This is a genomic window from Streptomyces sp. NPDC025793 (assembly GCF_055558375.1).
Genome location: NZ_JBVHMR010000020.1, coordinates 30,359 through 52,898, shown reverse-complemented (window position 1 = coordinate 52,898; position 22,540 = coordinate 30,359). Strand labels below are relative to the sequence as shown.

The window sequence follows — 22,540 nt, the reverse complement described above, 5'->3', positions numbered from 1 at the left end:
GCGCCGGCGTCTCCGGGTGCCCGGGAGGGATGGCGGGCGCCCGGAGCCATAAACCTAAAGGCTTTCGGTTTTCGCAATGTAACCTGCCGTTGGGCATCCGGGAAGACCCCGGGCGGACCTCAGGGAGAGACGACGACCATGGGACGGCCGCGCACACCGCTCCTCGACCGCGAGCGCATCACCACGACGGCGCTCCAACTGATCGACGAGAGCGGCGACTTCAGCGTCCCGCAGATCGCCCGGCGGCTCGGCGCCCAGACCGGCTCCGTGTACCACCATGTGGACGGCCGCGACGGCATAGTGGAACTGCTGCGCGAGCGCGTCGCTTCGGCGATCGATCCGGGCACCCTGGAGCTGACTCCGTGGGACGCGGCCCTGGAGGCCTGGGCCCGCTCCTACCGCGCCGCCTTCGCCGCGCACCCCCGGGCCATCCCGCTGCTCATGACCTCGCCGGTCCGTGCGCCCGGGGTCCTCGCGCAGTACGAGCGTGCGGTGAGCCTGCTGCTCGCGGCCGGTTTCGGCCACGGGCAGATCATGCCGCTGATCATCGCCCTGGAGAACCTGGTGCTGGGCTCCGCCCTCGACCTCGCCGCGCCGGAGACCATGTGGGAGCTGACGGACCGCGCGCCGACCCCGCGCCTCGCGCAGGCGCTCGCCGCGGTGGGCGAGGGCCGTGCCGACCGTGCCTTCGAGGTGGGGCTGACGGCGTTCCTGAACCACGCGCGGGCGCTGCGCGAGGACGGCTGAGGGCGCTTCGCGAGCGTGGTTACCGGCGGGTTTCCCAGTACCGCCAGTAACATGATCACCTTGGCTCCGGTGTTACTCGTCAGTCAACCAGGCGTCGTCCCGCGTGACGCGCCCTGCCCGGAGATCTCCATGTCCTCTTCCCACGAAGCGCTGGAAAACGCGCGCCTCACCTACGAGCAGCACGTGCGGACGTGCCGTCAGTGCCAGGCCGACGGTGCGGCCTGTGCCGTGGCCAAGCTTCACCTGCGGGCCTACAACAACGCCCGCAGGGAGCACATGCGGTCGGGTGGACGGGGCATCGCGACCGGCTGAGCAGCTCTGCCTGACGTCACATCAGGTGCCGTACACCGCACGCACGTTGGCCTGCGGCGGCGGGGCGTGACGGGCCGCCGGTCCGCGGGCGAACGCGCGCAGGAGGTTCTCCGTGGTGCGGGTGACGAAGTCCCGGGTGCGGCCGTCCATCCCGTGGTCGCGGCCGAGCACGCCGGTCCCGGCCACCAGACCCTCCACCCAGCGCATGGTCCCGGTCGCGAACACACCCGACCCGGCGGCGGTCGTGTAGTAGGCCGAGTCGCTGTGGCTGGGCCGCCCGCCGCACACCAGCGGCGAGTGCGCGGTGATCTCCAGCGGGCCGGGCGCCGGTGCGCCGGGCGTCACCCGGTCGTACTCGACGCCGACGAGATGTGCGAAGCCCTCGCCGGAGCGCACACCGGTGCCTTCGTACAGCCAGTGGTCGGCGGCCCGGACCACATAGGGCGCGTCGACCGGATAGCCCTCGTAGAGCACCCCGGTCAGCGAGGACTCGGGGTCGGGCGCGGGCGGCAGGCGGTAGTCGGTGGTGACCAGCGCCGGCCGCGAGCCGTAGAGGGGATCGGCGCGGCAGTCGGACTTGTAGCAGACCACCGTACGGTCGTCCGCCCCGTCCCCCGCCGCGAGCCGGATCCGCCGGAAACACGTGTTGGCGCCGAGGAAGGCGATGTTGGTCCCCGCGTCCCGGGCCGCGGTGACATGGGCCCGCTGTTCGGGCGTCCAGTACTCGTCGTGCCCCAGGCAGACGACCGCGTGCGCGCCCCGCAGCACGCCCGGATCCCGGTGGACGTCGATGCCCGTGCTGTAGGCGAGGGGGATGCCCAGCCGCTCGGCCAGCACCACCAGCGCCCGTTCGTACACCAGGAACTTCTCGGCGCCGTCGGCGTCGTAGGGCCGGTCGAAGCTCACCGCGAGGGACCGCGTGGCGTACGCCCCGGACGCACCGGCGTACAGACTGCTGCCGCCCCAGCGGTTGTACGCCTGCCAGGTCGCCGGGGCGTGCACCAGGATCGTACGGCCCGCACCCTCGGTGGAGCGGACGATCAGCGGCACGTACCGCTGGTGGCCGGTGTCCGCCTCCAGCCGCAGCAGATACGCGCCCTCCGGCCAGCCGGTGGTGTCCACGGTCAGTGCCGCCGGCCAGTCCGCGCGCACGGTGCGGGTGGCGGGCAGGACGCGCGGGGCCGGCCGGGCACGGCCGGGGATGCGCCGCGACGCCCAGATCCGGCGGGCCTGCCGGCCGCCGTACCAGCCGACCCGGAACGCGGACACCCGGAACGACGCGGCGGTGGTCGACACATGCAGCGCGAAGGTCTCGCCCGGGGTCACGCTCACCCGGTCCGCGTACCCGGCCACCGCGTCCGCCGGGCCCGTCGAGGCCAGCCGCCAGTCGGCCGTACCCGGCGCGTCCCGCTCCGACTCGGGGCGCAGCCGTCCGCGGGGGGAGGCGCCGGGGCGCGTGTGCGGGGGTGCGGCCGTGCACGCGGCGGCCGTGCCGAGGCCGAGGCCCGCGCACACGGTCAGGAAGCGCCGGCGTCCGAGACCGGAGCCGTCGCGCGTGGGTGTGAAGTCGGGTTCCAGGGCCACGTCACCTCCCGGATGCGCCCGTGCCGGATACGTCCGATACATCCGTGCTCCAGCGTCCGGGAGCTCACTCGTCCAGCGCAACCGCAGGGCGGCGCCGGCGCGGGAACGCCGGGGCCGGGTGCGTCCGTACGGGTGACGGCAGGTCCCGTCAGGTACGGAAGCCGACGTGCACGTGGTCGTGGTGGGTGGCGTCGCTGAAGAACTGGTCGGCGCCGCCGCCCGACAGCGGCACCGGGCCGCCCACGTTGTACGACCCGGCGGCGGCCGCGTCCCGCATGAACCGCTCGATCAGGGAGCGCGAGGTCGCCGGGTCGACGACCGTGTGCCCGTCGATGCGCCACACGTCGAAGGCCCGCCCGCGCGGATGGTCGCTGGGCCGGCTGGTGCCGAACACGTCCAGCGGATGCCCGGAGCGGACCACGCTCACCTCCAGCCGGTACGTCCGCGCCAGCGCGAGCATCGCCTGCGCCACGCTGCTGTGCACCTGACCGCTGCGCAGGTCGGCCGCGGCGGCGGGCGGCAGCACGATCCGGTCGTCGGCCAGCGCCGCGCGGACGTCCGAGGCCAGTGAGCGGGCCGCAGGTCCGGGCCGCGCCGGATGCAGCGCGTCGACCGTCCAGGCACCCCCGGACGCGGAGAGCCGCACGTCGACCGTCGTCCCGCCGGCCCGCACCGTGCCGCCGTGCCGGGTCCACTGCCGGCAGACCACCAGCACACTGGCGGACCGGGAGAGGATTCCGCCGTACTGGGCGTCCACGACCTGAAGGGCCGCCTGGTCGGCCGTCGGCAGCAGCGGGCCGGCCTGCCCGACGAGTCCGGTCGGCAGCCCGAGCGCCGCGACCCGCGCCCGGGCCGCCGCCGCTCCGCCCCGCCCGGCGGCCCAGGCGCCGATGGCCTCCACCAGTTGTACGGCCCGCAGCTTGGCCGCCGGCTGCACCTCGGCCGAGGTCGGACGCCAGGGTGTGGTGTGCGGCAGAGCGGAGGAGGTCGAGGAGGGTGACGGGGACGAGGCGGGCGCGGGCCGGGATGCCGACGGTGCGGGTGTGCCGGACTGCCGCGCCGTGCGGGACGCAGGCTGCGGCGTGTGACGGGAGCAGCCCGCGAGCGCGATGCCGGCCAGGGACACGAGCACGGCCCGGCGGCCGGGCGGGGCAGCCGCGGGCACGGGAGTGCGGGTCATACGGTCCAGTGTCCGCCGTGGGCGGGGTGTGGGCGAGGGCAGGCGCGGTCCGGCTCGCGGCGGGACCCTGGAGCAGGCCGGCCCGCGTTGACCGGGTGGCCGGTCAACGTGCCGGGAACGGTGGCTCGTTGAGGAGTTCCAGCAAGGACTGCGCTCCCTGCGCGGCGACCGGGGGCGGGCCGGGGAAGACCCGGCCCCAGGACGCGGCACGGCTCAGGGCGCTCAGCCGCCACCCCAGCCGGGCCGCGCGCCGCAGGTCCGCCGGGGTGCGGCGGGGCCCCGCCCACGGCTCCAGATAGGCGTCGAGCAGCCGCGGCAGGACGTCCGGGCCGTACCGCGCCATCGCCTTCTCGGCGGGGATCCGCAGGCTGCAGAACGGGTGCGAGACGGCCGCGTCGCCCCAGTCGAAGAAGGTGAACCGGTCCGGCGCGGGCCGGAAGAGCTGGCCGTCGTGCAGGTCCGCGTGGTCGAGGGTGTCCTCGATGCCGAGGGACGCGAGTTCGGCACACCAGTGCGCGAGCCGGGGCCGCAGCCGCTCCAGCCGGGCGCGCGCCTGTGATTCCAGTGCCGTCGCCCCGGCGAGCAGCCGGTCGAAGACCTCGGGCAGAGCGGCGGTCCGGGCACAGGGCACTCCCAGTCGCTCGATCTCGCCCGCGTACGGGACCAGCGCCCACTGCATGCGCGCGTACTGGCCCAACAGCCGCTCCCAGACGAGCGGTTCGACCGCAGCCCGGGACAGCGCGGTCCGCAGCAGCTCGCCCCCGTCGGGCAGCAGCACCCACGCGCGCCCGGCGTCGACCGCCAGCGGCTCCAGCACATGCTCCGGCACCCAGCGGGCCAGCGCGGCCGTCAGCGGGCCCTCGAAGGCACTGGCCGGCGGATTGGCCTTGAACCAGACCGCGCCCGGCCCACCACGCCCGTCGACGGGCACCCGCACCAGCACCGACCACGGCCGCAGCCGCACCGCGAGGTCACCGCTCACCCGCAGCCCTCGCTCGGCGAGCCGATCCTTCACCCAGCCGAGCGCCGAGGCCCGCCAGGGCTCCTGCTCCCATGGGGTCACCGCGTCCGCGTAGGCGCCCCGGTCGACGGTGACCGAATGCCGTCGTCGCATCGTCACCACACCATCCCACCAGCACGAACGCCCCAGGGCCAGCCATTTTCCCGCTCGGCCGCCGGTATGCGGACGCGCCCCCGGTCACCGACCGGGGGCGCGTCGTCATGCGATGGATCAGGCGCGCTGCTTGCGGCGCAGCGTCAGGTACGTGCCGGTCGCGCCCGCGGCCAGCAGGGCGCCCACGCCGAGGCCGACCGGGAGGGTCGGGAAGCCGGAGGCGTCCGTCGTGGCGGCGGTGTTCTGCATCGCCGGACCCGGGGTGATGCTGGTGCTCACCGGGGCGACGTACCGGACCGGGCCGACGTGCTTGACCGAGCCGTCGGAGTTCAGCAGCACCTGCTTGTCGTTCGGGTGCCGGAAGTCGAACATGCCGGACAGGGAACCCGCCGTGGCGTCGAAGGAGTGGTCACCGATGCGGCCGGTCTTCCAGTTGTCCTCGATGAAGCGGGTGATGGACGCCTGGTCGGTCAGCGTGTGGTCGACCTTGTTCACCTTGCTGTACGGCGAGACGACGAGCAGCGGCTGCCGGGTGCCGGGGCCGCAGCGGTCGGCGTAACCACCGGCCGCCTTCGGGCCCTTCTGGCAGGCGGGGCTGTCGGTCGCCTTGCCGTTGGAGGCGGTCGAGGAGTCCGTCGAGCCGTTCTTCGGGGTGACGTAGGCGTGGTCGTACCAGCCGTCGGAGTCGTCGTAGGCGACCACGATCGCGGTGGACTTCCACTGCGGCGAGCTCTGGATCGCGTTGATCTCGTTGACCAGGAAGTGCTGCTCGTCGGTCGGGTCCGAGTAGCCGGCGTGGCCGTCCTGGTACGCGCCGGCCTTCAGGAAGCTGACGGACGGGAGCTTGCCCGCCTTGAGCGCGGCGGAGAAGTCGGTCAGGTCGTAGTTGTGGTTGGCCCGACCGTTGTGGCCGATCTCGGAGACGGACTTCGGCGCCAGGTGGTGCGGGTTGGCCGTCGACTTGTAGTACGAGAACGGGTTGTGGTGCGGGCTGTAGTCGACCACGGACGCGCCGCCCACGTTGGTGTGCGTGGTGTCGCACTTCGCGTACGAGCCGGACGCGCCGTTCCACGCGGCCGAGGGACGGAAGCCGCCCTGGAACCAGCCCCAGGTCACCTTCTTGCCGTTGAGCAGGTCACCGATGTTCTTGCCCTGCAGCGACGCCAGCGCGTTGGTGCTCGTGTGGTCCTTGCCGGAGCAGTCGTCCCAGGCCGGGTCGGGGTCGTTGATGACCGTGCCGACACCCTTGGCGTCGGGCGACTGGATGGCGTACGCGTCCGGCTTCGCGGTCTGCTGCCCGGTCTTGGGGTCGATGGAGACCGCGCCGTGCGTGTTGCCCGAGATCAGGTTCAGGGCACCCGGCGTGGACGGGCCGTAGACCGAGCTGTAGGCACGGTCGCTCAGCGCGTAGTGCTGGGCGTAGTTCCACAGGCCGGTGACGGTGTTGCCGTCGTAGTAGTCCATCGCCAGGCCCGGCTCGCCGAACAGGCCGCCGCTGCACTTGTCGACCTCGGTGTTCTGCACGAACTGGTCGGCCTTGCCGCCGTTGTACGCGTACTGCTCGGCCCCGTAGGAGTGGTTCTGGTCGCAGGTCATCGCCTGCGACGGCGAGAGCCGCTTGGGTGCGTACTGGTTCGGGTTCTTCGTCAGCAGACCCGCGTGGGCGAGGGTGTCGATGTCCTTGGGGGTGTTCTTCGACGCCGTGAACTTCGTGCCATCGGTGTTGGCGGCCTTCGGGTAGGTCGCGAAGTAGTGGTCGAACGAGATGTTCTCGTCGAACAGCACGACCACGTGCTTGATCGGCGTGGCGGTCGAGGAATGCCCGCCGTGCGTCTCGGGCGCCGCGGCCCAACCGGGCGCGTTGCTGCCGAGCACGGTGAGCGCGGCGGCGCCCGCGAGCGCTCCCAGGCTCCGCATAGCGGCTCGTCTTCCTCTGCTGGCCATGATGGTCAACCCCTCCGGACAGAACGTTTGTACGTCGTACGAGCACGGATGTTGTGCCTGCCGCGCGGCGCGCCGGCGGAGCCATGATGGCCTGCGAGTGAACACCGAGTCATGGATGCTGGGGCAAAACTTGACTGTGTGTTGACCCTACGGGCCGCCAAGTTGTCCGGACAGGTTCGGCCGGGCGGAGCGCGGCGGGTTCAGCCGAGCAGGGCCCGTCCGTACCAGTCGGCCGCGTCCCGTACGCCGGGCAGGGCGAAGAAGTAGCCGCCGCCGAACGGCTTGATGTAGTCCGTCAACGGCTCGCCCGCCAGCCGGTGTTGCACGGTCTCGAACTGCCGCTTGAGGTCCTGCTGGTAGCAGCAGAACAGCAGGCCCATGTCGAGGTTGCCGTTGGCGTCCATGCCCCGGTCGTAGTTGTAGGCACGGCGCAGCAGGCGCTGGTCGGCGGTGGCGGGTGTGCGCGGGTTGGCCAGGCGGATGTGCGCGTCCAGCGGGATGACGTCACCCTTGGGGTCGTCCGCGTACTTCGGTGTGTCGTGCTCATGGTCGCCGTCCAGCGGCGCGCCGGAGACCCGGGCGCGGCCGAACATCCGCTCCTGCTCGCCGAGCGAGACCCGGTCCCAGAACTCCACCAGCATGCGGATCAGCCGCACCACCTGATAGCTGCCGCCGACCGCCCACTCCGGCTCGCCCGCGCCCGTGCCGACCCAGATCAGCCGGTTCATCTCCCGGGCGCTCGTCGCGTCCGGGTTGGCGGTGCCGTCCTTGAAGCCCAGCAGGTTGCGCGGGGTACCCGACGGGCGGGGCGGACTGCTGAACCCGTCCAGCCGCCAGCGCACTTGGAGCGCACCCCGGGTGTGCCGGGCGATGTCCCGCAGCGCGTGCAGCGTGGTGTCCGGGTCGTCGGCGTGCAGGTGCAGGCTGAGGTCGCCGTGGCACCAGTCCGCCCGGAGGTCGTCGTCCGGGAAGGCGGGCATCGCGGTCAGCCGCCGGGGTCTGCGGGCCGCGAGCCCGTACCGGTCGTCGAAGAGCGAGGCGCCGACGCCCACGGTGACGGCCAGCCGGCCTGCGGGCAGTCGGTCACCGAGGACGCCCGAGTCGGCGGGCGGACCGGTGATGCCGACGGGCGCCGGTGTTCCGCCGGCGGTGAGGAAGCGGGCCCGGTCGGTCAACGTGCGCAGTACGTCGGCGAGTTCGGCACGCGACCCGGCGGCCACGTCCAGGGACGCGAAGACGCTGGTACGGCGCGGGGCGGCGATCGCCGACGCCTGGTGGACCCCGTGGAAGGGAGCGATCGCGTCCGGCGTGGCGGCGGTGGTCTCCGGTGCCGCCGCGGCGCTCGTGGCGAGACCGGCCCCCGCCAGGGCGGCACCCCGCAGGAAGCCGCGCCGGGCCAGGCCGTCGGGTCGTCCGTCGCCGCTCACACGGTCCTCCGCGGGTCGCACAGGGTGGCCACCGACGCCAGTCGCTCCACCAGATCTCCGAGGACCGCGTCGCCCTGCTCCCGCTGGGCGCGGGTCAGTTCGTCGAGCGAGGTCCAGCCGTCAGCCTTCCGGAAGCCGTCGAGGGTGTGCTGGGCCCGGTCCAACTCCTTGTCCAGGCCCGGCAGATCGGCGTACCGGGTGGTCAGCAGCGGGCGCAGCCGGGACAGCACCTCGCGGGTGCCGTCGAGGTTGGCGCGGGCGGTGGCGAGGTTGCTGCCGCTGCCGTAGTCGGTGCGGCCGGTCAGCTCGAACTGCACGGTGTTCTCCAGGATCTCGTGCGCGCGCAGCCCCAGTTGGGCCGGGTCCATCCGGGACTGCGACCAGTTGTCACGCAGCCCCGTCACGGCCTTGACCAGCGCCGCCGCCGGGGCGCGCAGCGCGCCGGCCGACTCGCCGTGCCACAGCCCGTACTCGATCCGGTGGAACCCGGCGAATCCCTTGTCGTGCACCCCGTCGGCGAGCCCCGCGTCCGTGCCGTTGATCTGCGCGTCCGCGTCCCCGAAGGCGTCGTAGGCGGCCCCGAGGCGCTCGTACTCCAGATGCGCGGGCAGCCAGTCCGTGCGGGCGGTGGCGAGGTCGCCGCCGTCGATGTCCCGCTGCAGCCGCGTGGTCAGCCGGACGACGTCGTCGAGGCCGCCGCCGACCCACTTCTGGTAGGCGAGGGCGGGCGGGATGAGGTCGTGTTCGGTGACCGGGGCCGCACCCGGGCCGCGCTGCCCCGAGGTGATGTGCACGGTGGGCCCGGTGACCGCGTCGGCGTCGTCCGGGACGCACTTGAACGCGTACGCACCCTTGCCCAGCCGCACGGTCAACTGCCGTGTCGTACCGGGCCCGATGCCCTCCACCTCGCCGTACACCGCCTGGCTGGCCGGATCTTCGAGATAGACCTCGGCGGCGCCGTCGGAGGAGTTGTGCAGATCGAAGGTGCGCACCCCGGGCCCGGGCCGGGTCCAGCCCTGGCCGCAGTGGCTCTGCGACACGTCGATCACGGTGTGCCGGGTCGCGTCGGCGCCGGTGTGACCGCCGCCGGGCCCGTCCCCGGGGGACAGCGCCAGGGCCGTGCCCGCGAGGGCCACGGAGAGGGCGACGAACACGACGGGTGCCGTCCGGAGACGAACGGACCGCGTGCCGAGGCGAGGCAACGGCATGGCGAGCCTTTCCGGAACGACGTGTGCAGTGGCCTCATGGTAGGCGCCGCTCCGGATCCGAACAGCCGTACCCAGGAATCGGTGGCCAAGATTTCGCCCTGGGTTCACCAGGGCGTTCCCGGACGTGATCGCAGGCCATCGGGCGTGTCCGCCCGCTACGGCGGCCCGTTCGGCGGCGTGTCCGGGGGCCCGTTCAGCGGACCGGGAAGCCGAAGGAGTAGCCCTGCTGCTTCAGCTGGGGCAGCAGGATGCGCAGCGCGGCCACGGTCTGCGAGCGCTCGCCGCCCGCGTCGTGGAACAGGATCGTCGGCCCGTTGGACAGCTCGCCGCGGACGGTGGCCACGATGGTCCGGGTACCCGGCCGCTCGAAGTCCTTGGAGTCCACGTTCCAGCCGAGCGGCCGCATCCCGTGCGAGGCGGCGAGCTCCCGGCTGTACGGCGTGAACGCACCGCCCGGGGCCCGGTAGTACATCGGCCGGACGCCACCGGACGCCTTGGTGATCTGCTGCTCGGCGTCCAGGATCTGCTGCGACTGGTAGGCCTCGGACTTCTTGTCCATCGTGGTGTCGTGCGACACCGTGTGGTCGCACAGCCGGTGCCCGGCCGCCACCACCTGACGGACCAGGTCCGGGTGCGCCTGCGCCTGCGGGCCGATCATGCAGAACGTCGCCTTCACCCCGTTCTCGCGCAGCACTTGGAGCACCTGCGGGGTCCACACCGGGTCCGGACCGTCGTCGATGGTGATGTTGACCGCGTGCGCGCCGCCGTCCGAGGCGTGGGCGATGTCGGGGGACACGGTGACCGACGTCGGCGCGGTGTGCCGCGCCGAGGCACCCGGCGCCGCCGCCGCGCTGCCGCCCGACGACTGGCCGGCCTGCGCGGTCCACACCGAGGTGGCGGCGGCGACGGCGGTCACGCCGACCGCCGCTGCGATCATCCGGCCGTACCAACCCCGCCCGTTGTGCCGCGCCATGTCCGCCCCTGTTCTGTTTCCGTGTCGTACCGCCGAGTTCCTGTGCACCTGTCAGGACGGGCCGGGTCGATCACGGGATCCCGCTGTTACCGATCACGGACAATTCCGGGGCGCTTCCGCGACAGAGCGGACCGAGCGTATATCCCCCAGCGGCGCGCTCCCGCCTGCGCTACGGTGCCCGGATGCCTCTGTATCCGGAGCTCGAACCGTACGAGAACGGCATGCTCGACGTGGGTGACGGCAACCACGTCCACTGGGAGACCTGCGGCAACCCCGACGGCAAGCCCGCCGTCGTCCTGCACGGCGGACCCGGGTCCGGCAGCACCCCGTACTTCCGGCGGCTGTTCGACCCGGCCGCCTACCGGATCGTCCTGCTCGACCAGCGCGGCAGCGGCCGCTCGACCCCGCACGCGAGCCGCCCCGACACCGACATGAGTGTCAACACGACGGACCAACTCATCACCGATCTGGAGGAGTTGCGCCGTCACCTGGGCATCGACCGGTGGCTCGTGTGGGGTGTCTCCTTCGGGTCGGTGCTCGGACTGCGCTACGCCCAGACCCACCCGGGCGTCGTCTCGGAACTCGTGCTGACCGGGGTCGCCACCGGATCGGACGCCGAGGTCGAGCTGTTGACCCGGGGGCTCGGCCGGATCTTCCCCGAGGCCTTCGAGCGGTTCCGGTCCGCGGTGCCCGAGGCCGAGCGCGACGGCAACCTCGCCGCCGCCTACAACCGGCTGCTCGAATCGCCCGACCCCGAGGTGCGGGAGCGCGCCGCGCGGGCCTGGACCGACTGGGAGACGGCCGTGATCCCCGCACCGCCGCGCTCGGTCACCCGCTACGAAGACCCCGTGTTCTGCATGGGGTTCGCCCGCACCGTCACGCACTACTGGGGCAACGGCCACTTCCTCGGCGGGGGCGCGGGCGCGAGCGGTGACGGTGTGATCCTGCGCGACGCGCACCTGCTCAAGGGCGTCCCCGGCACCCTCGTCCAGGGCGAACTCGACTTCGGCAACCTCCTCGGCATCGTCTGGCGACTCCATCACGCCTGGCCCGACAGCGAGTTGGTGATCGTGGGCGGCACCGGGCACACCGCCGGGGCGGCGGGCGTGGCCGAGGCGATGGTGGCGGCCACCGACCGGTACGCCCGCGGCCCGGCGCCGGTCCGTCCCACGAGGAGGCACCGATGACGACACCACCGCCCCGACTGCAGCCGCTGCTCGACCAGTTCGACTTCGCCCGCGAGCGGCTCCTGCGCCGGCTGACCGGACCCGTCATGGACAGCGGCGACGGCACGGACACCCGGGTCGAACCCCTCACCGACGAGGAGTACTTCTGGGAACCCGTCCCCGGCTGCTGGTCCGTCCGCCGGCGCGCGGACGGGCCCGGACCCCGCGCGACCCTCCTGGCGGGCGGCGGCACCTGGGGGCGGGATGCCGCGGCCTACCCGCATCCGTGGCCGCCGCCGGTCACGACCCTCGCCTGGCGCCTGAGCCATCTCACCGAGATGCTGGCCCTGCGCGCCGACCACACCGCCGGAAGCCGCTCGGCGACCCGGGAGGAGCATCCCGTCGACGGGGACGCCGCCGGGGCCGTCGCGGCCTTCACGGACGGCGCCGCCGCCTGGCGGCAGGCCCTGCTGGGCGCGGATGACGCGGCCCTGGACACGGTGGGGTACTGCGGCTACCCGTACGGCAGCGACGCCGAGGAGCCGTTCCTCGACATCGTGTGGTGGGTCAACCAGGAAGTCCTGCACCACGGCGCCGAGATCGCGCTCCTGCGCGACCTCTACCGCGCGGGCCGGCCGGCGACCTGACCGCAGCACGCGGGGGCTCGGGGGCACGCCTCCAGCAAGGCGTACAGCCGGGCGCCCCCCGGCCGGAAGCCGACCCTCCCGTACACGCGGCGCGAGCCGTCGCCCGAGTACTCCGGCCACACCGACCGCGCGCAGACCGCCGCCGGCACAGCCGCCGGCCGCGGCGCGGGTCACCGCCGCCCTCCTCGGTGCGCCGCAGCCGTGTCACCTCGGCCGGCCTGGCGTGGCGAGGTCAGCGTGGCATCCGTACAGACCAGGCAGGTGTGCAACGCCTCCGTACGGACCTCCGCGAGCGAGACGGGCCGTGTGCGGGACACGCGTCGCCCTGCCCGGCGCCTCGGTGGAGATCGTCCACGCCGGCCGGGGCAGCCGGCCCCCGCTGTCCACCGGTTGCCTGCACACCGGCGGACAAGCACGCTCATAGTGGTGTAAGGGTGGAATCGATGGAACCAGCGCGACAGGACGGCGCCGCATCGCCTGCGGTGAGACCGGGCGATCTCTTCGACGCGTCCACCGACGCGACCGCGGTGATCTCGGAACACGGCGTCGTGGTCGGCTGGACCCGCTGCGCGGCGGCACTGCTCGGCTACCCGGAACGGGAGGTCGTCGGCCGCTCGGCCGCGCCCTTGCTGGCCATGCCCGAGGACCCGGCCCGGCTCGCCGGCATCGTGGAGCGGTGCCTCGCCGGAAACGGCTGGAGCGGGCGGATCACCGTACGCCACCGGGACGGCCGCGCCTTCGACGTCGAGCTGCGCGTCTCCGCCTCCTTCCGGGTGGGCGCGGACGCGTGCTTCCTGGTGTCGGCGCGGGAACGGCACCGGCCGTGGACCATGGGCCAGTCCGTCCTCGACGGTTTCCTCACCCGCTCCCCGGTCGGCATGGCCGTCATGGACCGTGAGCTGCGCTACGTGTGGCTGAACGACACCCTGGAGCACTTCGGCGGGGTGCCCCGTGAGGAGCGGCTGGGACGGCGCCTGAGCGAGCTGCTTCCGGGACTTCAGGCAGAGGCCCTGGAGGGGCTGATGCGCAAGGTGTTCGCGACGGGACTGCCGGTCACCGACTACGAGTACGAGGGCTGGAGCTGGGCCGACCCGCGCCGCCGGCACGCCTATTCGACCTCGTTCTTCCCCGTCGTCGATGCCGACGCCACCATCACCGGCGTCTGCTACATGGTCCAGGACGTCACCGAGCGCTGGCACGCCCGGCAGTTGCTGACGCTGGTCAACGAGGCCGGCACCAGCATCGGCCGGACGCTCGACGTGGTGGCCACCGCCCAGGAACTCGCCGACTTCGCCGTCCCCCGCTTTGCCGACTTCGTCGTGGTCGACCTGCTGGAGCCCGTGCTCAGCTCCGAGGGCCACGGCGCCTGGCTGCCCGACGCCGGCCCCGCGCCCGCCCGGCCGCTGATGTGCCGCGCGGCGATGCGCTCGGTGCGCGAGGGCTGCCCCGAGGCTGTCGCCCAGGTCGGGGACACCGTCGACTTCGTCCCGCCGCCGTACGACGCGAACCTGCTGATCGACGGCGAGCCGCTGCTCATCCCGGTCCTCGACCCCGCCGACGAGCAGTGGGTCACCCGGGAGCCCCTGCGGGCGGAGCGGATCCGGCAGTACGGCCTGCACTCGCTCATCGCCGCGCCGATGCGGGCCCGCAACACCGTCCTCGGCCTCACCACCTTCGCCCGCACCCTCAACCCGGTCTCCTTCGGGCCCGACGACGTCCTGGTCGCCCGTGAGCTGGTGGCCCGTGCGGCGGTGTGCGTGGACAACGCCCGCCGCTACACCCGGGAACACAACGCGGCCGTCACGCTCCAGCGCAGCCTGCTGCCCCCGACGCTGACCGGCGGCACCGCACTCGACGTGGCCTCCACCTATCTGCCGGCGGACCCGTCCGGCGGCGTCGGCGGCGACTGGTTCGACGTGATCCCGCTGTCCGGCGCCCGGGTGGGCCTCGTCGTCGGCGACGTGGTCGGCCACGGCATCACCGCGGCGGCCAGCATGGGCCGGCTGCGGACGGCGGTGCAGACCCTCGCCGAGATGGAGATGCCCCCCGACGAAGTGCTCGCCCATCTCGACGACCTGGTGCTCCGGCTGAGCGACGCGGAGACCGCCGCCGGCGCGGCGGCCCGCTCCACGACCACCTTCATCGGCGCGACCTGCCTCTACGCCGTCTACGACCCGGTCAGCCGGCGCTGCACGATGGCCCGGGCCGGACACCCGCCGCCCGTGGTCGTCACCCCCGACGGCGAGGCCGACTTCCCGGAGATCCCCGCCGGGCCCCCGCTCGGGCTGGGCGGCATGTCGTTCGAGGCCACCGAGATCGAACTGGCCGAGAACAGCCTGCTCGGCCTCTACACCGACGGCCTCATCGAGGGCCCCGACCACGACGTGGAGCGGGGCATGGCCCGCCTGTGCGCGGTCCTCGCCCGCACCGGGGACGACCTGGGCGCGCTCTGCGCATCCACCGTGCGGCAGCTCGTGCCCGTGCCCCAGCCCGACGACATCGCCCTCCTGCTCACCCGCACCCACGTCCTCGGCGCGGACCAGGTCGCCTCATGGGAGGTGTCGCCCGACCCGGCCGCCGTCGGCGACCTGCGCGCCCGGGCCACCCGGCAGATGCGCGACTGGGGCCTGGAGGAGCTGGCCCTGACGACCGAGCTCGTGGTGAGCGAACTCGTCACCAACGCCATCCGCTACGCCGCACCGCCCATCCGGCTCCGGCTGCTCCGCGACACCCGTCTCACCTGCGAGGTCTCCGACGCCAGCAGCACCGCGCCCCGGCTGCGGCACGCCCGCAGCACCGACGAGGGCGGCCGCGGGCTCTTCCTGGTCGCCCAGCTCGCCCTGCGCTGGGGCGCCCGCTACACGGACCAGGGCAAGATCATCTGGGCCGAACAGGACATCCCGGATCCCCTCCCCGGTCCGCCCCCTGGCCCGTGATTTGCCTTGGAGTGGACTCCAGGCGCCAGACTGTCGCCGACACGACATCCGTACCGGACATCCGTACCGGACTTCCGTATCGAGAACAGAACAGGACGGCGGCAGCCGATGGCAGCGACCAGCGGGCAGGGACACCCCCTGCCGTACGACACCTACCGCGAGGCCGTCGCCCGCGAGACCCTGCGTTTCGCCGCGGCGGTCGAGGACGCCGACCTCGCGAGCGCCGTGCCGGCCTGCCCCGGCTGGACGCTCGCCGACCTCACCCGGCACGTGGGCTCCCTCCAGCGCTGGTTCGCCGCGCTGCTGACCCATCGCGTGCAGGAGCCGCCGCGCAGCCGCGACGTGGAGCTGGGGCTGCCCGAGGACGAGCGGGAGTGGCCCGACTGGGTGGCCGCCGGGGAGCCGGCCGTCGCGGTCGTCCTGCGGGACACCGACCCCGAGGCACCGATGTGGGTCTGGGGCGAGGACCGCCGCGCGGGGTTCTGGGCGCGCCGGATGCTCTTCGAGACGCTGGTGCACCGCGTCGACGCCGAGCAGGCCGTGGACGGTCGGGCGGGTGCGGAGGCGGACATCGAGCCGGCCCTCGCGGCGGACGGCGTGGACGAGTTCCTCGTCAACCTGCCCTACGCGGGCCTCTTCGCCCCCGGTGTGACCAAGCTGCGCGGCGACGGCGAGACGCTCGCGTTCGTGAGCACGGACACCGGCGAGGAGTGGCGGGTGCGCCTGGACCCCGACGGGTTCCGCCCGGTGCCGCGGGAGGACGCCGAGGCGACGGCGGTCGTGCGCGCCCCGGCTGCCGGCCTCCTGCTGCTCCTCTACGGTCGCCGCTCGTACCAGGAGCCGGGCTACGAGGTCTCGGGGCCGACCGCGGTCCTCGACAACTGGTTCGCCCACACCGCCTTCTGACGCTCACTCGGCCGTCGGCGGCGGGGCCGCGGGCGGCGGCTCGCCCGGCAGCAGGCACACCGCGAGGGCCGCGGTGTCGTCCTGGAGGCCGTGGTGCCCGTAGGCGAGCAGGTCGTCGTGGAGGCGCGCAAGCAACTCCTTGGGCGGGAGCGGGCCCCAGGAGCGGACGCGCTCGGCCAGGGGATAGAACGCGCCCGACACGTCCCGGGTCTCCGTGACGCCGTCGGTGTACAGCAGCAGCTGATCGCCGGGCCAGAACGGGTAGACGTCGACGTGGTACGGGTCCGGGACCAGCATGCCGACGTTCAGCGGCGGCGCCGAGCGCCCGCTGTCCAGCTCGCTCACCTCGTCGGCCCGCAGACACAGCGGCGGCGGATGGCCGCAGTTGACGATGTAGACGAGCCCGCCGTCGGCCGGGATCTCGGCGAAGACCGCGGTGATGAACCGCTCGACCGTCTCGTCCCCGCCGAGCCGCTCCGCCCTGCGGGCCATGCTCGTCTCCATCCGGGCGGCGAGCGTGGCCAGGTCGGGTTCCTCGTACGCCGCCTCGCGGAACGCGCCGAGCAGGGTGGCGGCGGTCTCCACCGCGAGCAGTCCCTTGCCGCGTACGTCACCGATGAGCAGCCGGACCCCGTAGCCGGTGGGGACGGCCTCGAAGAGATCACCGCCGATCCGCGCCTCCGCGGCGGCCGAGAGATAGAGGCTCTCCAGCTGGAGGTGCCCGATCCGGTGCGGCACCGGCCGCAGCAGGACGCGCTGCGCGATGTCGGCCACGAACCGGACGTCGGCGAGGGTGCGCTCGCGCCGGATCCGGTGGGCGGCCAGGACCGTGCCGAGGGCGCCCACCAGGGCCGTACAGATGTAGGAGGCGACGTAGTGCCGGTCCCACAGGTAGCCGACGGACCGGCCCGCGCAGCACGGGGTGCCGGCCAGCACGCCCTCGAAGACCACGGAGAACACCGTGGCCGCGGCGACGCCGACGGGACCGTAGGCGAAGGCCGCCAGCAGGGGGACGGCGATCAGCGCGAAGCTCACCGGCCAGTCCACCGGCGTCAGGGGCTCCACGGCCAGTAAAGCCGCCACGTACAGGGCCGGCAGCCAGCGCAGCCAGAGCGGAGCCGGCGGCAGGGGCCGCTGGTCGGTGAAGCCGTCCGACTCCCGGTCGGCGATTTCCCGGCTCATCCGTCGCTCCAGGGCACGGACGATCCGGCTTCGGCCCCGCGGTGTGCCGTCTCTTCGGCGGGACGGCACACCTGACGGTTCGGCCTACGTGGTTCTCGCACCCGGACTCCTGTGTCACACGACCTCGACAGCCCTCCAGCCTGGCGGGTCGTGCCCCGGAATCCCGGTCATTGCTCCACCGGGCGGCATGTTCCGTTCGGCTCAGCCGGTGCCGAAGCCGATCGTGAAGACGTGCAGCCCGCCGGAGGCGACGTCGGACGGCAGTCGCACGCCGGCGACGGTCTTGCCCGCGGCCAGCGCCACCGGCTTGGTGGCGAACACATAGGTCGTGGTGGTGTCGGACGAGGTACCGGTCTGGTTGCGGTAGGACGTGGTGACCGCGATGGTGTTGTCCGCGAGCGGCGAGGCGCTGCCCGCCCCCAGCGTCCAGTCGGAGAAGGCCAGGGGCACCGACTGGGTCGTGCCGTCCGTGTACGTCACGGTCGCGGTGCCGGAGGCCGGGCCGTTGTTGGCGGCGCCGAGGAAGGAGATGGCGCCGGAGCCCGACACCCGTACCGTCTGCCCGTTCGCCACGTAGTTGTCCGCGGCGCCGGCCGCCGCCTTCGGCCAGGTGAAGGTGACCCCGCCGGCCGCGACCTTCGCGCCCGGGGTGACACCCTGCCCGGCCAGGGCACGTGCCGAGTAGCTGAAGCCCGCGCCGTCGAAGTTCGCCGAGCCGGCCGCGGCGTCACCGGAGGTGCCCACGTCCGTGTACGACGGCGAGCCGGGGTAGGAGCGCGGCGCGGCGGAGGCGTCCGACGCCCAGGCGGTGTTGGCGGAGGTGCCCAGCACATAGCTGAGGGTGCCGCCGCCGGTGAGGGCGCCGTCGGGTGCGTGCGCCGCGTTCCACGCCGTGCCGTTCCAGGTGGCCGACTGGACGTAGGGGGCGTCGTCGGCGGCGCCGGTCCCGTTGACCGTGAGGGTGTGGCCGGACGGCAGGGTGATCACGGCCTGGGTGAACAGCGGGCTGCCGAGGGCCAGATCGGCGGTGCCCGGGGTCTCCGGGTACATGCCGAGGGCGGACCACACGTACCACGAGCTCATCTCGCCCAGGTCGTCGTTGCCGGCCAGGCCCGACGGGCTGTCGGTCCAGATCTGGTCCTGGACCTGCCGGACCACCGCCTGCGTCCGGTACGGCCGGCCGATGTAGTCGTACTCCCAGGGGATGTTGAGGCTGGGCTCGTTGCCCAGGTTGGTGTAGCCGCCGGCCCCGGTCAGCGAGGACAGGTCCTGGTCCAGGAACTTCGCCAGCGCCGCGTCGCCGCCCATGGCGGTGGCCAGGCCGTGCACGTTGAACGGCACCATCGGCGTGTACTGCCAGGAGTCGCCCTCGACGAAGTTCTTGCCCGAGGTCGGTGAGAAGCCCGAGGTCCAGGTGCCCGAGGCGTCGCGCGGCTGGACGAAGCCGCTGCCGTAGTGGAACAGGTTCTGCCAGTCCTGGGCCCGGTTCGCGAACCGCTGCTGGTCGGCGCCGTGGCCGAGGGCTCCGGCGAGCGCGGACAGGGCGAAGTCCGCCGAGTCGTACTCCAGCGTGGTGGACGCGGGGCCGTAGAAGTTGCAGCAGCCGTACTTGCCGTTGCTGGGCAACCGGCCGGTCTGCTCCAGGTAGTTGAGGCCGGGGCGGTTGTTGTTGGCCGTGGTGGCTTCCGCGATCAGACCGTTGAGGGCGGCGGCGGTGTCGAAGCCGCGGGCGCCGAAGGCGTAGTAGTCGGCGATGATCTCGTCCGCGGGGTCGCCGACCATCACGTACGTCTCGCCGTTGTTCTCCGACCACTTGGGGAACAGCCCGGTCTGGCGGTAGTCGTCGACCATCGACTGCGCGGTGTCGGAGGCGGCCTTCGGCGCGATCAGGGCTTCGAGCTGGGCCTGCGAGCGGTAGACGTCCCAGCCGGAGTAGTTGGCGTAGGCGGCGGTGTGTCCCTTGTCGACGGTGTGGGGCTTGCCGTCGAAGCCGGGGTAGTGGCGGTCGGTGTCGCTGATGACGTTCGGGTGCAGCAGGGCGTGGTAGAGCGCCGTGTAGAAGACGGTCTGCTGTGCCGCCGTGCCGCCCGCGATCCGCACCCGGCCGAGGAGCGACTTCCAGGAGGTGTGCGCCGCGTCGCGCACCGTGGCGAAGTTCCAGCCGGGGTTCTCCGCCGTGCGGTTGCCGACCGCGCCGGCGGCCGACACGTACGAGATGCCGACCTTGGCCTGAACGGTGCGGTGGGCGGAGGTGTCGAACGTGACGTAGCCGTCGGTGCCGCTCGCGGCTTCGGCGAAGGAGTGGGCCGGGCCGGGGACGACGCCGTGCAGCACGGGCTTGTTCGGCGCCTCGGGAGTGCCGGCCGGGACGTCGGTGCGCGGCGTGGTGGGCGTGGCGGCGGCCGGGGCGGTGCCGCTGTGCTTGAACGGCTGGTCGAAGACCATGTCGAAGTAGACGGTGTAGGAGTTGCCCTCGCCGCAGAAGTTGCCGCTGGTGACGCTGCCGCGCACCTCCTTGCTGCTCGCCACGTGGAACTGGGCTGCGGTGTCACCATTTTGACTGTTCGTCAGTTTGAACAGGAGGTTCGCCTGGCTGGTGGCCGGGAAGGTGAAGCGCGCCATGCCGCTGCGGGTGGTCGCGGTCAGCTCCGTCTTGACGCCGTTGTCCAGCGACACCGTGTACGAGCCCGGGGAGGCGGACTCGTGGCTGTGCGAGAAGCTGTCCGTGGCGCGGGCGTCCACCGTGCCGAGGGTCGGCAGGACCGGGATGTCGCCGCCCGCCCGGCACCCGGGACCGGCGATGTGCGTGAGGCCGAAGCCGGTGATGGCCGAGTCGTTGTACTCGTAGCCGCCGCCGTCCGGCTTGTGCGGGGTGTCGGGGCTCCACTGGACCATCCCGAACGGGGTGTCGGCGCCGGGGAAGTCGTCCGCGGCGTTCGAGGTCCCGATGAAGGGGTTCACGAGGGAGGCGGGGTCGGCGACCAGCCGGGCCGCGCCCGCGGCGGCGTGCGCGGGAGCTGCGGCGACGCCGACCACGAGGGCGCCGACGGCCAGTACGGACGGGAGTCGGAAGGGCGGCAGAACGCGGGCCGGGAACAGGCGAGTTCTGCCGTGTGCTCTGAGTCGGGTGGATCGAGTCATCGTGACCGTGTCCCTTCGACAACGTTGTCCCGAAAGCTGGCGCTTTCCGCCCCCGCTGTCAAGGACGCGCGAGTGACGTGGCGTCATGTCGCGTGGCCAGCACACACATTGACTCAATCCCAGAGCTTCTCATAAGGCAAAAGGCAACAAATCTTGACGCGGGTCATCGGCGTGCGTAGCTTCCGCAACGGCCGTCGCAGGGAGGAGCCCAGCATGCGCGGAAACCGCAGAGGACCGAGACCGCTCGCGTCGTTCCTGGCCGTCGTCGCGCTCCTCCTGGGCGCCGTGCTCGGCCTGCCCGGCACCTCGCGGGCAGCAGGCGCCCAACTGCCGTGCGACATCTACGGCGGCGCCGGTACGCCCTGCGTCGCCGCGCACAGTACCGTGCGCGCCCTCTTCTCCGCCTACGACGGCCCGCTGTACCGGGTCGCCCGCGCCTCCGACGGCGCCGGCGCCGACATCGGCCTGCTGGCGCCGGGCGGTTATGCCGACGCCGCGCAGCAGGACCGGTTCTGCGCCGACACCACGTGTGCCGTCACGCGGATCTACGACCAGACCGCACGCCACAACGACCTGACGCCGGGTCCGGCGGGCACCTCAGGGATGGGCGCGGACCGGGGCGCGGACGCCGCCGAGATCGCCGTCACCGCCGGCGGCCACAAGGTGTACGGCGTGTGGATCTCACCGGGAGTCGGCTACCGCTCCACCGGGGCCGCCTCCGGCGTCGCGGCCGACGGCCGGCCGGAGGGCGCCTACATGGTGGCCAGCGGCACCCACGTGGGCTCCGCGTGCTGCTTCGACTACGGCAACGCCGAGAGCACCCCGGCCGACACCGGCAACGGCCACATGGACGCGGTGAGCCTCGCGACCACCTGCTACTTCGCACCGTGCACCGGCTCCGGCCCCTGGGTCGAGGCCGACCTGGAGAACGGCATGTTCCAGGGCGACAACGGCTCCGACACCGCCAACCGGGGCAACGGCAGCACCTACGTCACCGCGGTGCTGAAGAACGACGGGCAGACCCGGTACGCGCTCAAGGGCGGCGACGCACAGGCGGGCGGGCTGACGACGTGGTGGGACGGCGCCCTGCCCACCCGCGGCGGCTATCAGCCCATGCACCAGGAGGGCGGGATCATCCTCGGCACGGGCGGCGACAACAGCAACTGGAACATGGGCACCTTCTTCGAGGGCGTGATGGTCGCCGGCTACCCGAGCGACGCCGCCGAGAACGCGGTCCAGGCGAACATCGTCTCCGTCGGCTACGCGGGCGAGACGAACGTCCCCAACGGCCCCCAGGGCACCATCACCGGCCCGGGCGGCACCTGCGTCGACGTGGCCGGCGACGACACCGGCACCGACGGCACGGCCGTCCAGCTCTGGGGCTGCCAGTCCTGGGCCGAGGACCAGCACTGGACCCACCGCGCCGACGGCAGCCTCGCCACCATCGGCCGCTGCCTGGATATCAATGGCGACGGGACGGCTGCCGGGACGCAGGTGGAGTTGTGGGACTGTGACGGGGTGGGTGGGCAGAAGTGGGTGCAGCAGGCGGACGGTTCGTTGCTGAACCCTCAGTCGGGGCGGTGTCTGGACGCGCCGGACGGGGCGACGGCGAACGGCACCCGGCTGCGGATCTGGGACTGCAACGGCTCGGCGGCCCAGAAGTTCTCGGTCGACGGGGGAGCCCCCGTCGCGGGCCCGGGCGGCACCTGCGTCGACGTGGCCGGCGACGACACCGGCACCGACGGCACGGCCGTTCAGCTCTGGGGCTGCCAGTCCTGGGCCGAGGACCAGCACTGGACCCACCGCGCCGACGGCAGCCTCGCCACCATCGGCCGCTGCCTGGATATCAATGGCGACGGGACGGCTGCCGGGACGCAGGTGGAGTTGTGGGACTGTGACGGGGTGGGTGGGCAGAAGTGGGTGCAGCAGGCGGACGGTTCGTTGCTGAACCCTCAGTCGGGGCGGTGTCTGGACGCGCCGGACGGGGCGACGGCGAACGGCACCCGGCTGCGGATCTGGGACTGCAACGGCTCGGCGGCCCAGAAGTTCCGGTTGGGGTGAGGCCGGGCCGGG

Annotated in this window: 16 protein-coding genes; 7 read left to right on the top strand and 9 right to left on the bottom strand. The window is 73.0% G+C overall.

What is annotated here, in order from left to right; all coding sequences use genetic code 11:
- The first annotated feature begins 138 nt into the window (after nucleotides 1–138).
- Nucleotides 139–747, top strand: a complete 609-nt coding sequence (locus ACZ4MF_RS31250; protein WP_467495398.1) for a TetR/AcrR family transcriptional regulator — start codon at nucleotides 139–141, stop codon at nucleotides 745–747.
- Nucleotides 748–876: 129 nt separating this feature from the next.
- Complete coding sequence (locus tag ACZ4MF_RS31245; RefSeq protein ID WP_467495396.1) at nucleotides 877–1,059, top strand: hypothetical protein; 183 nt, start codon at nucleotides 877–879, stop codon at nucleotides 1,057–1,059.
- Nucleotides 1,060–1,080: 21 nt separating this feature from the next.
- On the opposite strand, the gene ACZ4MF_RS31240 is transcribed toward ACZ4MF_RS31245, so the two are convergent.
- From ACZ4MF_RS31240 to ACZ4MF_RS31210, 7 genes are all read right to left on the bottom strand, one after another.
- Nucleotides 1,081–2,685, bottom strand: coding sequence for a N,N-dimethylformamidase beta subunit family domain-containing protein (locus tag ACZ4MF_RS31240; RefSeq protein ID WP_467495394.1), 1,605 nt, complete (start codon nucleotides 2,683–2,685; stop codon nucleotides 1,081–1,083).
- 106 nt (nucleotides 2,686–2,791) lie between these two features.
- The gene (locus ACZ4MF_RS31235) at nucleotides 2,792–3,823 is read right to left on the bottom strand and encodes a hypothetical protein (RefSeq protein WP_467495392.1); all 1,032 of its coding nucleotides are present in this window, start codon (nucleotides 3,821–3,823) and stop codon (nucleotides 2,792–2,794) included.
- Between the two features lie 103 nt (nucleotides 3,824–3,926).
- Entirely contained in the window at nucleotides 3,927–4,937 is a 1,011-nt protein-coding gene (locus ACZ4MF_RS31230; protein WP_467495390.1) for an aminoglycoside phosphotransferase family protein, read from the bottom strand.
- Between the two features lie 117 nt (nucleotides 4,938–5,054).
- On the bottom strand, nucleotides 5,055–6,854 hold the full coding sequence (locus tag ACZ4MF_RS31225; RefSeq protein ID WP_467495388.1) for a phospholipase C: 1,800 nt from the start codon (nucleotides 6,852–6,854) through the stop codon (nucleotides 5,055–5,057).
- Nucleotides 6,855–7,081: 227 nt separating this feature from the next.
- Nucleotides 7,082–8,308: an iron uptake transporter deferrochelatase/peroxidase subunit gene (gene efeB, locus ACZ4MF_RS31220; RefSeq protein WP_467495386.1), complete on the bottom strand. Its 1,227-nt coding sequence runs from the start codon at nucleotides 8,306–8,308 to the stop codon at nucleotides 7,082–7,084.
- Nucleotides 8,305–9,516 carry an EfeM/EfeO family lipoprotein gene (locus tag ACZ4MF_RS31215; RefSeq protein WP_467495384.1) on the bottom strand — a complete coding sequence of 404 codons (1,212 nt, stop codon included), beginning with the start codon at nucleotides 9,514–9,516 and terminating at the stop codon, nucleotides 8,305–8,307. Before ACZ4MF_RS31215 ends, efeB begins: the two co-directional genes overlap by 4 nt.
- A gap of 193 nt (nucleotides 9,517–9,709) precedes the next feature.
- On the bottom strand, nucleotides 9,710–10,489 hold the full coding sequence (locus ACZ4MF_RS31210) for a polysaccharide deacetylase family protein (protein WP_467495382.1): 780 nt from the start codon (nucleotides 10,487–10,489) through the stop codon (nucleotides 9,710–9,712).
- A gap of 182 nt (nucleotides 10,490–10,671) precedes the next feature.
- Here ACZ4MF_RS31210 and pip point away from each other — a divergent pair, with 182 nt between their 5' ends.
- The 4 genes from pip (at nucleotide 10,672) to ACZ4MF_RS31190 (ending at nucleotide 16,144) form a co-directional block, all read left to right on the top strand.
- On the top strand, nucleotides 10,672–11,676 hold the full coding sequence (pip, locus tag ACZ4MF_RS31205) for a prolyl aminopeptidase (protein WP_467495380.1): 1,005 nt from the start codon (nucleotides 10,672–10,674) through the stop codon (nucleotides 11,674–11,676).
- Complete coding sequence (locus tag ACZ4MF_RS31200; RefSeq protein WP_467495378.1) at nucleotides 11,673–12,302, top strand: DinB family protein; 630 nt, start codon at nucleotides 11,673–11,675, stop codon at nucleotides 12,300–12,302. The genes pip and ACZ4MF_RS31200 overlap by 4 nt, the downstream gene beginning before the upstream one ends.
- Before the next feature lie 443 nt (nucleotides 12,303–12,745).
- Nucleotides 12,746–15,238, top strand: coding sequence for a SpoIIE family protein phosphatase (locus tag ACZ4MF_RS31195; RefSeq protein ID WP_467495376.1), 2,493 nt, complete (start codon nucleotides 12,746–12,748; stop codon nucleotides 15,236–15,238).
- Nucleotides 15,239–15,346: 108 nt separating this feature from the next.
- A complete protein-coding gene (locus tag ACZ4MF_RS31190) occupies nucleotides 15,347–16,144 on the top strand; it encodes a maleylpyruvate isomerase N-terminal domain-containing protein (protein ID WP_467495374.1) in 798 nt (265 codons plus the stop codon).
- Between the two features lie 3 nt (nucleotides 16,145–16,147).
- Here ACZ4MF_RS31190 and ACZ4MF_RS31185 read toward each other — a convergent pair whose 3' ends face one another.
- Nucleotides 16,148–17,326, bottom strand: coding sequence for a PP2C family protein-serine/threonine phosphatase (locus ACZ4MF_RS31185; RefSeq protein WP_467495372.1), 1,179 nt, complete (start codon nucleotides 17,324–17,326; stop codon nucleotides 16,148–16,150).
- Nucleotides 17,327–17,527: 201 nt separating this feature from the next.
- Nucleotides 17,528–20,467 (bottom strand): lectin, encoded by a 2,940-nt coding sequence (locus tag ACZ4MF_RS31180; protein ID WP_467495370.1) that lies wholly within the window; start codon nucleotides 20,465–20,467, stop codon nucleotides 17,528–17,530.
- A 213-nt stretch (nucleotides 20,468–20,680) separates the two neighbouring features.
- Between ACZ4MF_RS31180 and ACZ4MF_RS31175 the strand changes: the two genes are divergently transcribed.
- Nucleotides 20,681–22,528: an arabinofuranosidase catalytic domain-containing protein gene (locus tag ACZ4MF_RS31175; RefSeq protein WP_467495368.1), complete on the top strand. Its 1,848-nt coding sequence runs from the start codon at nucleotides 20,681–20,683 to the stop codon at nucleotides 22,526–22,528.
- Nucleotides 22,529–22,540 lie beyond the last annotated feature (12 nt).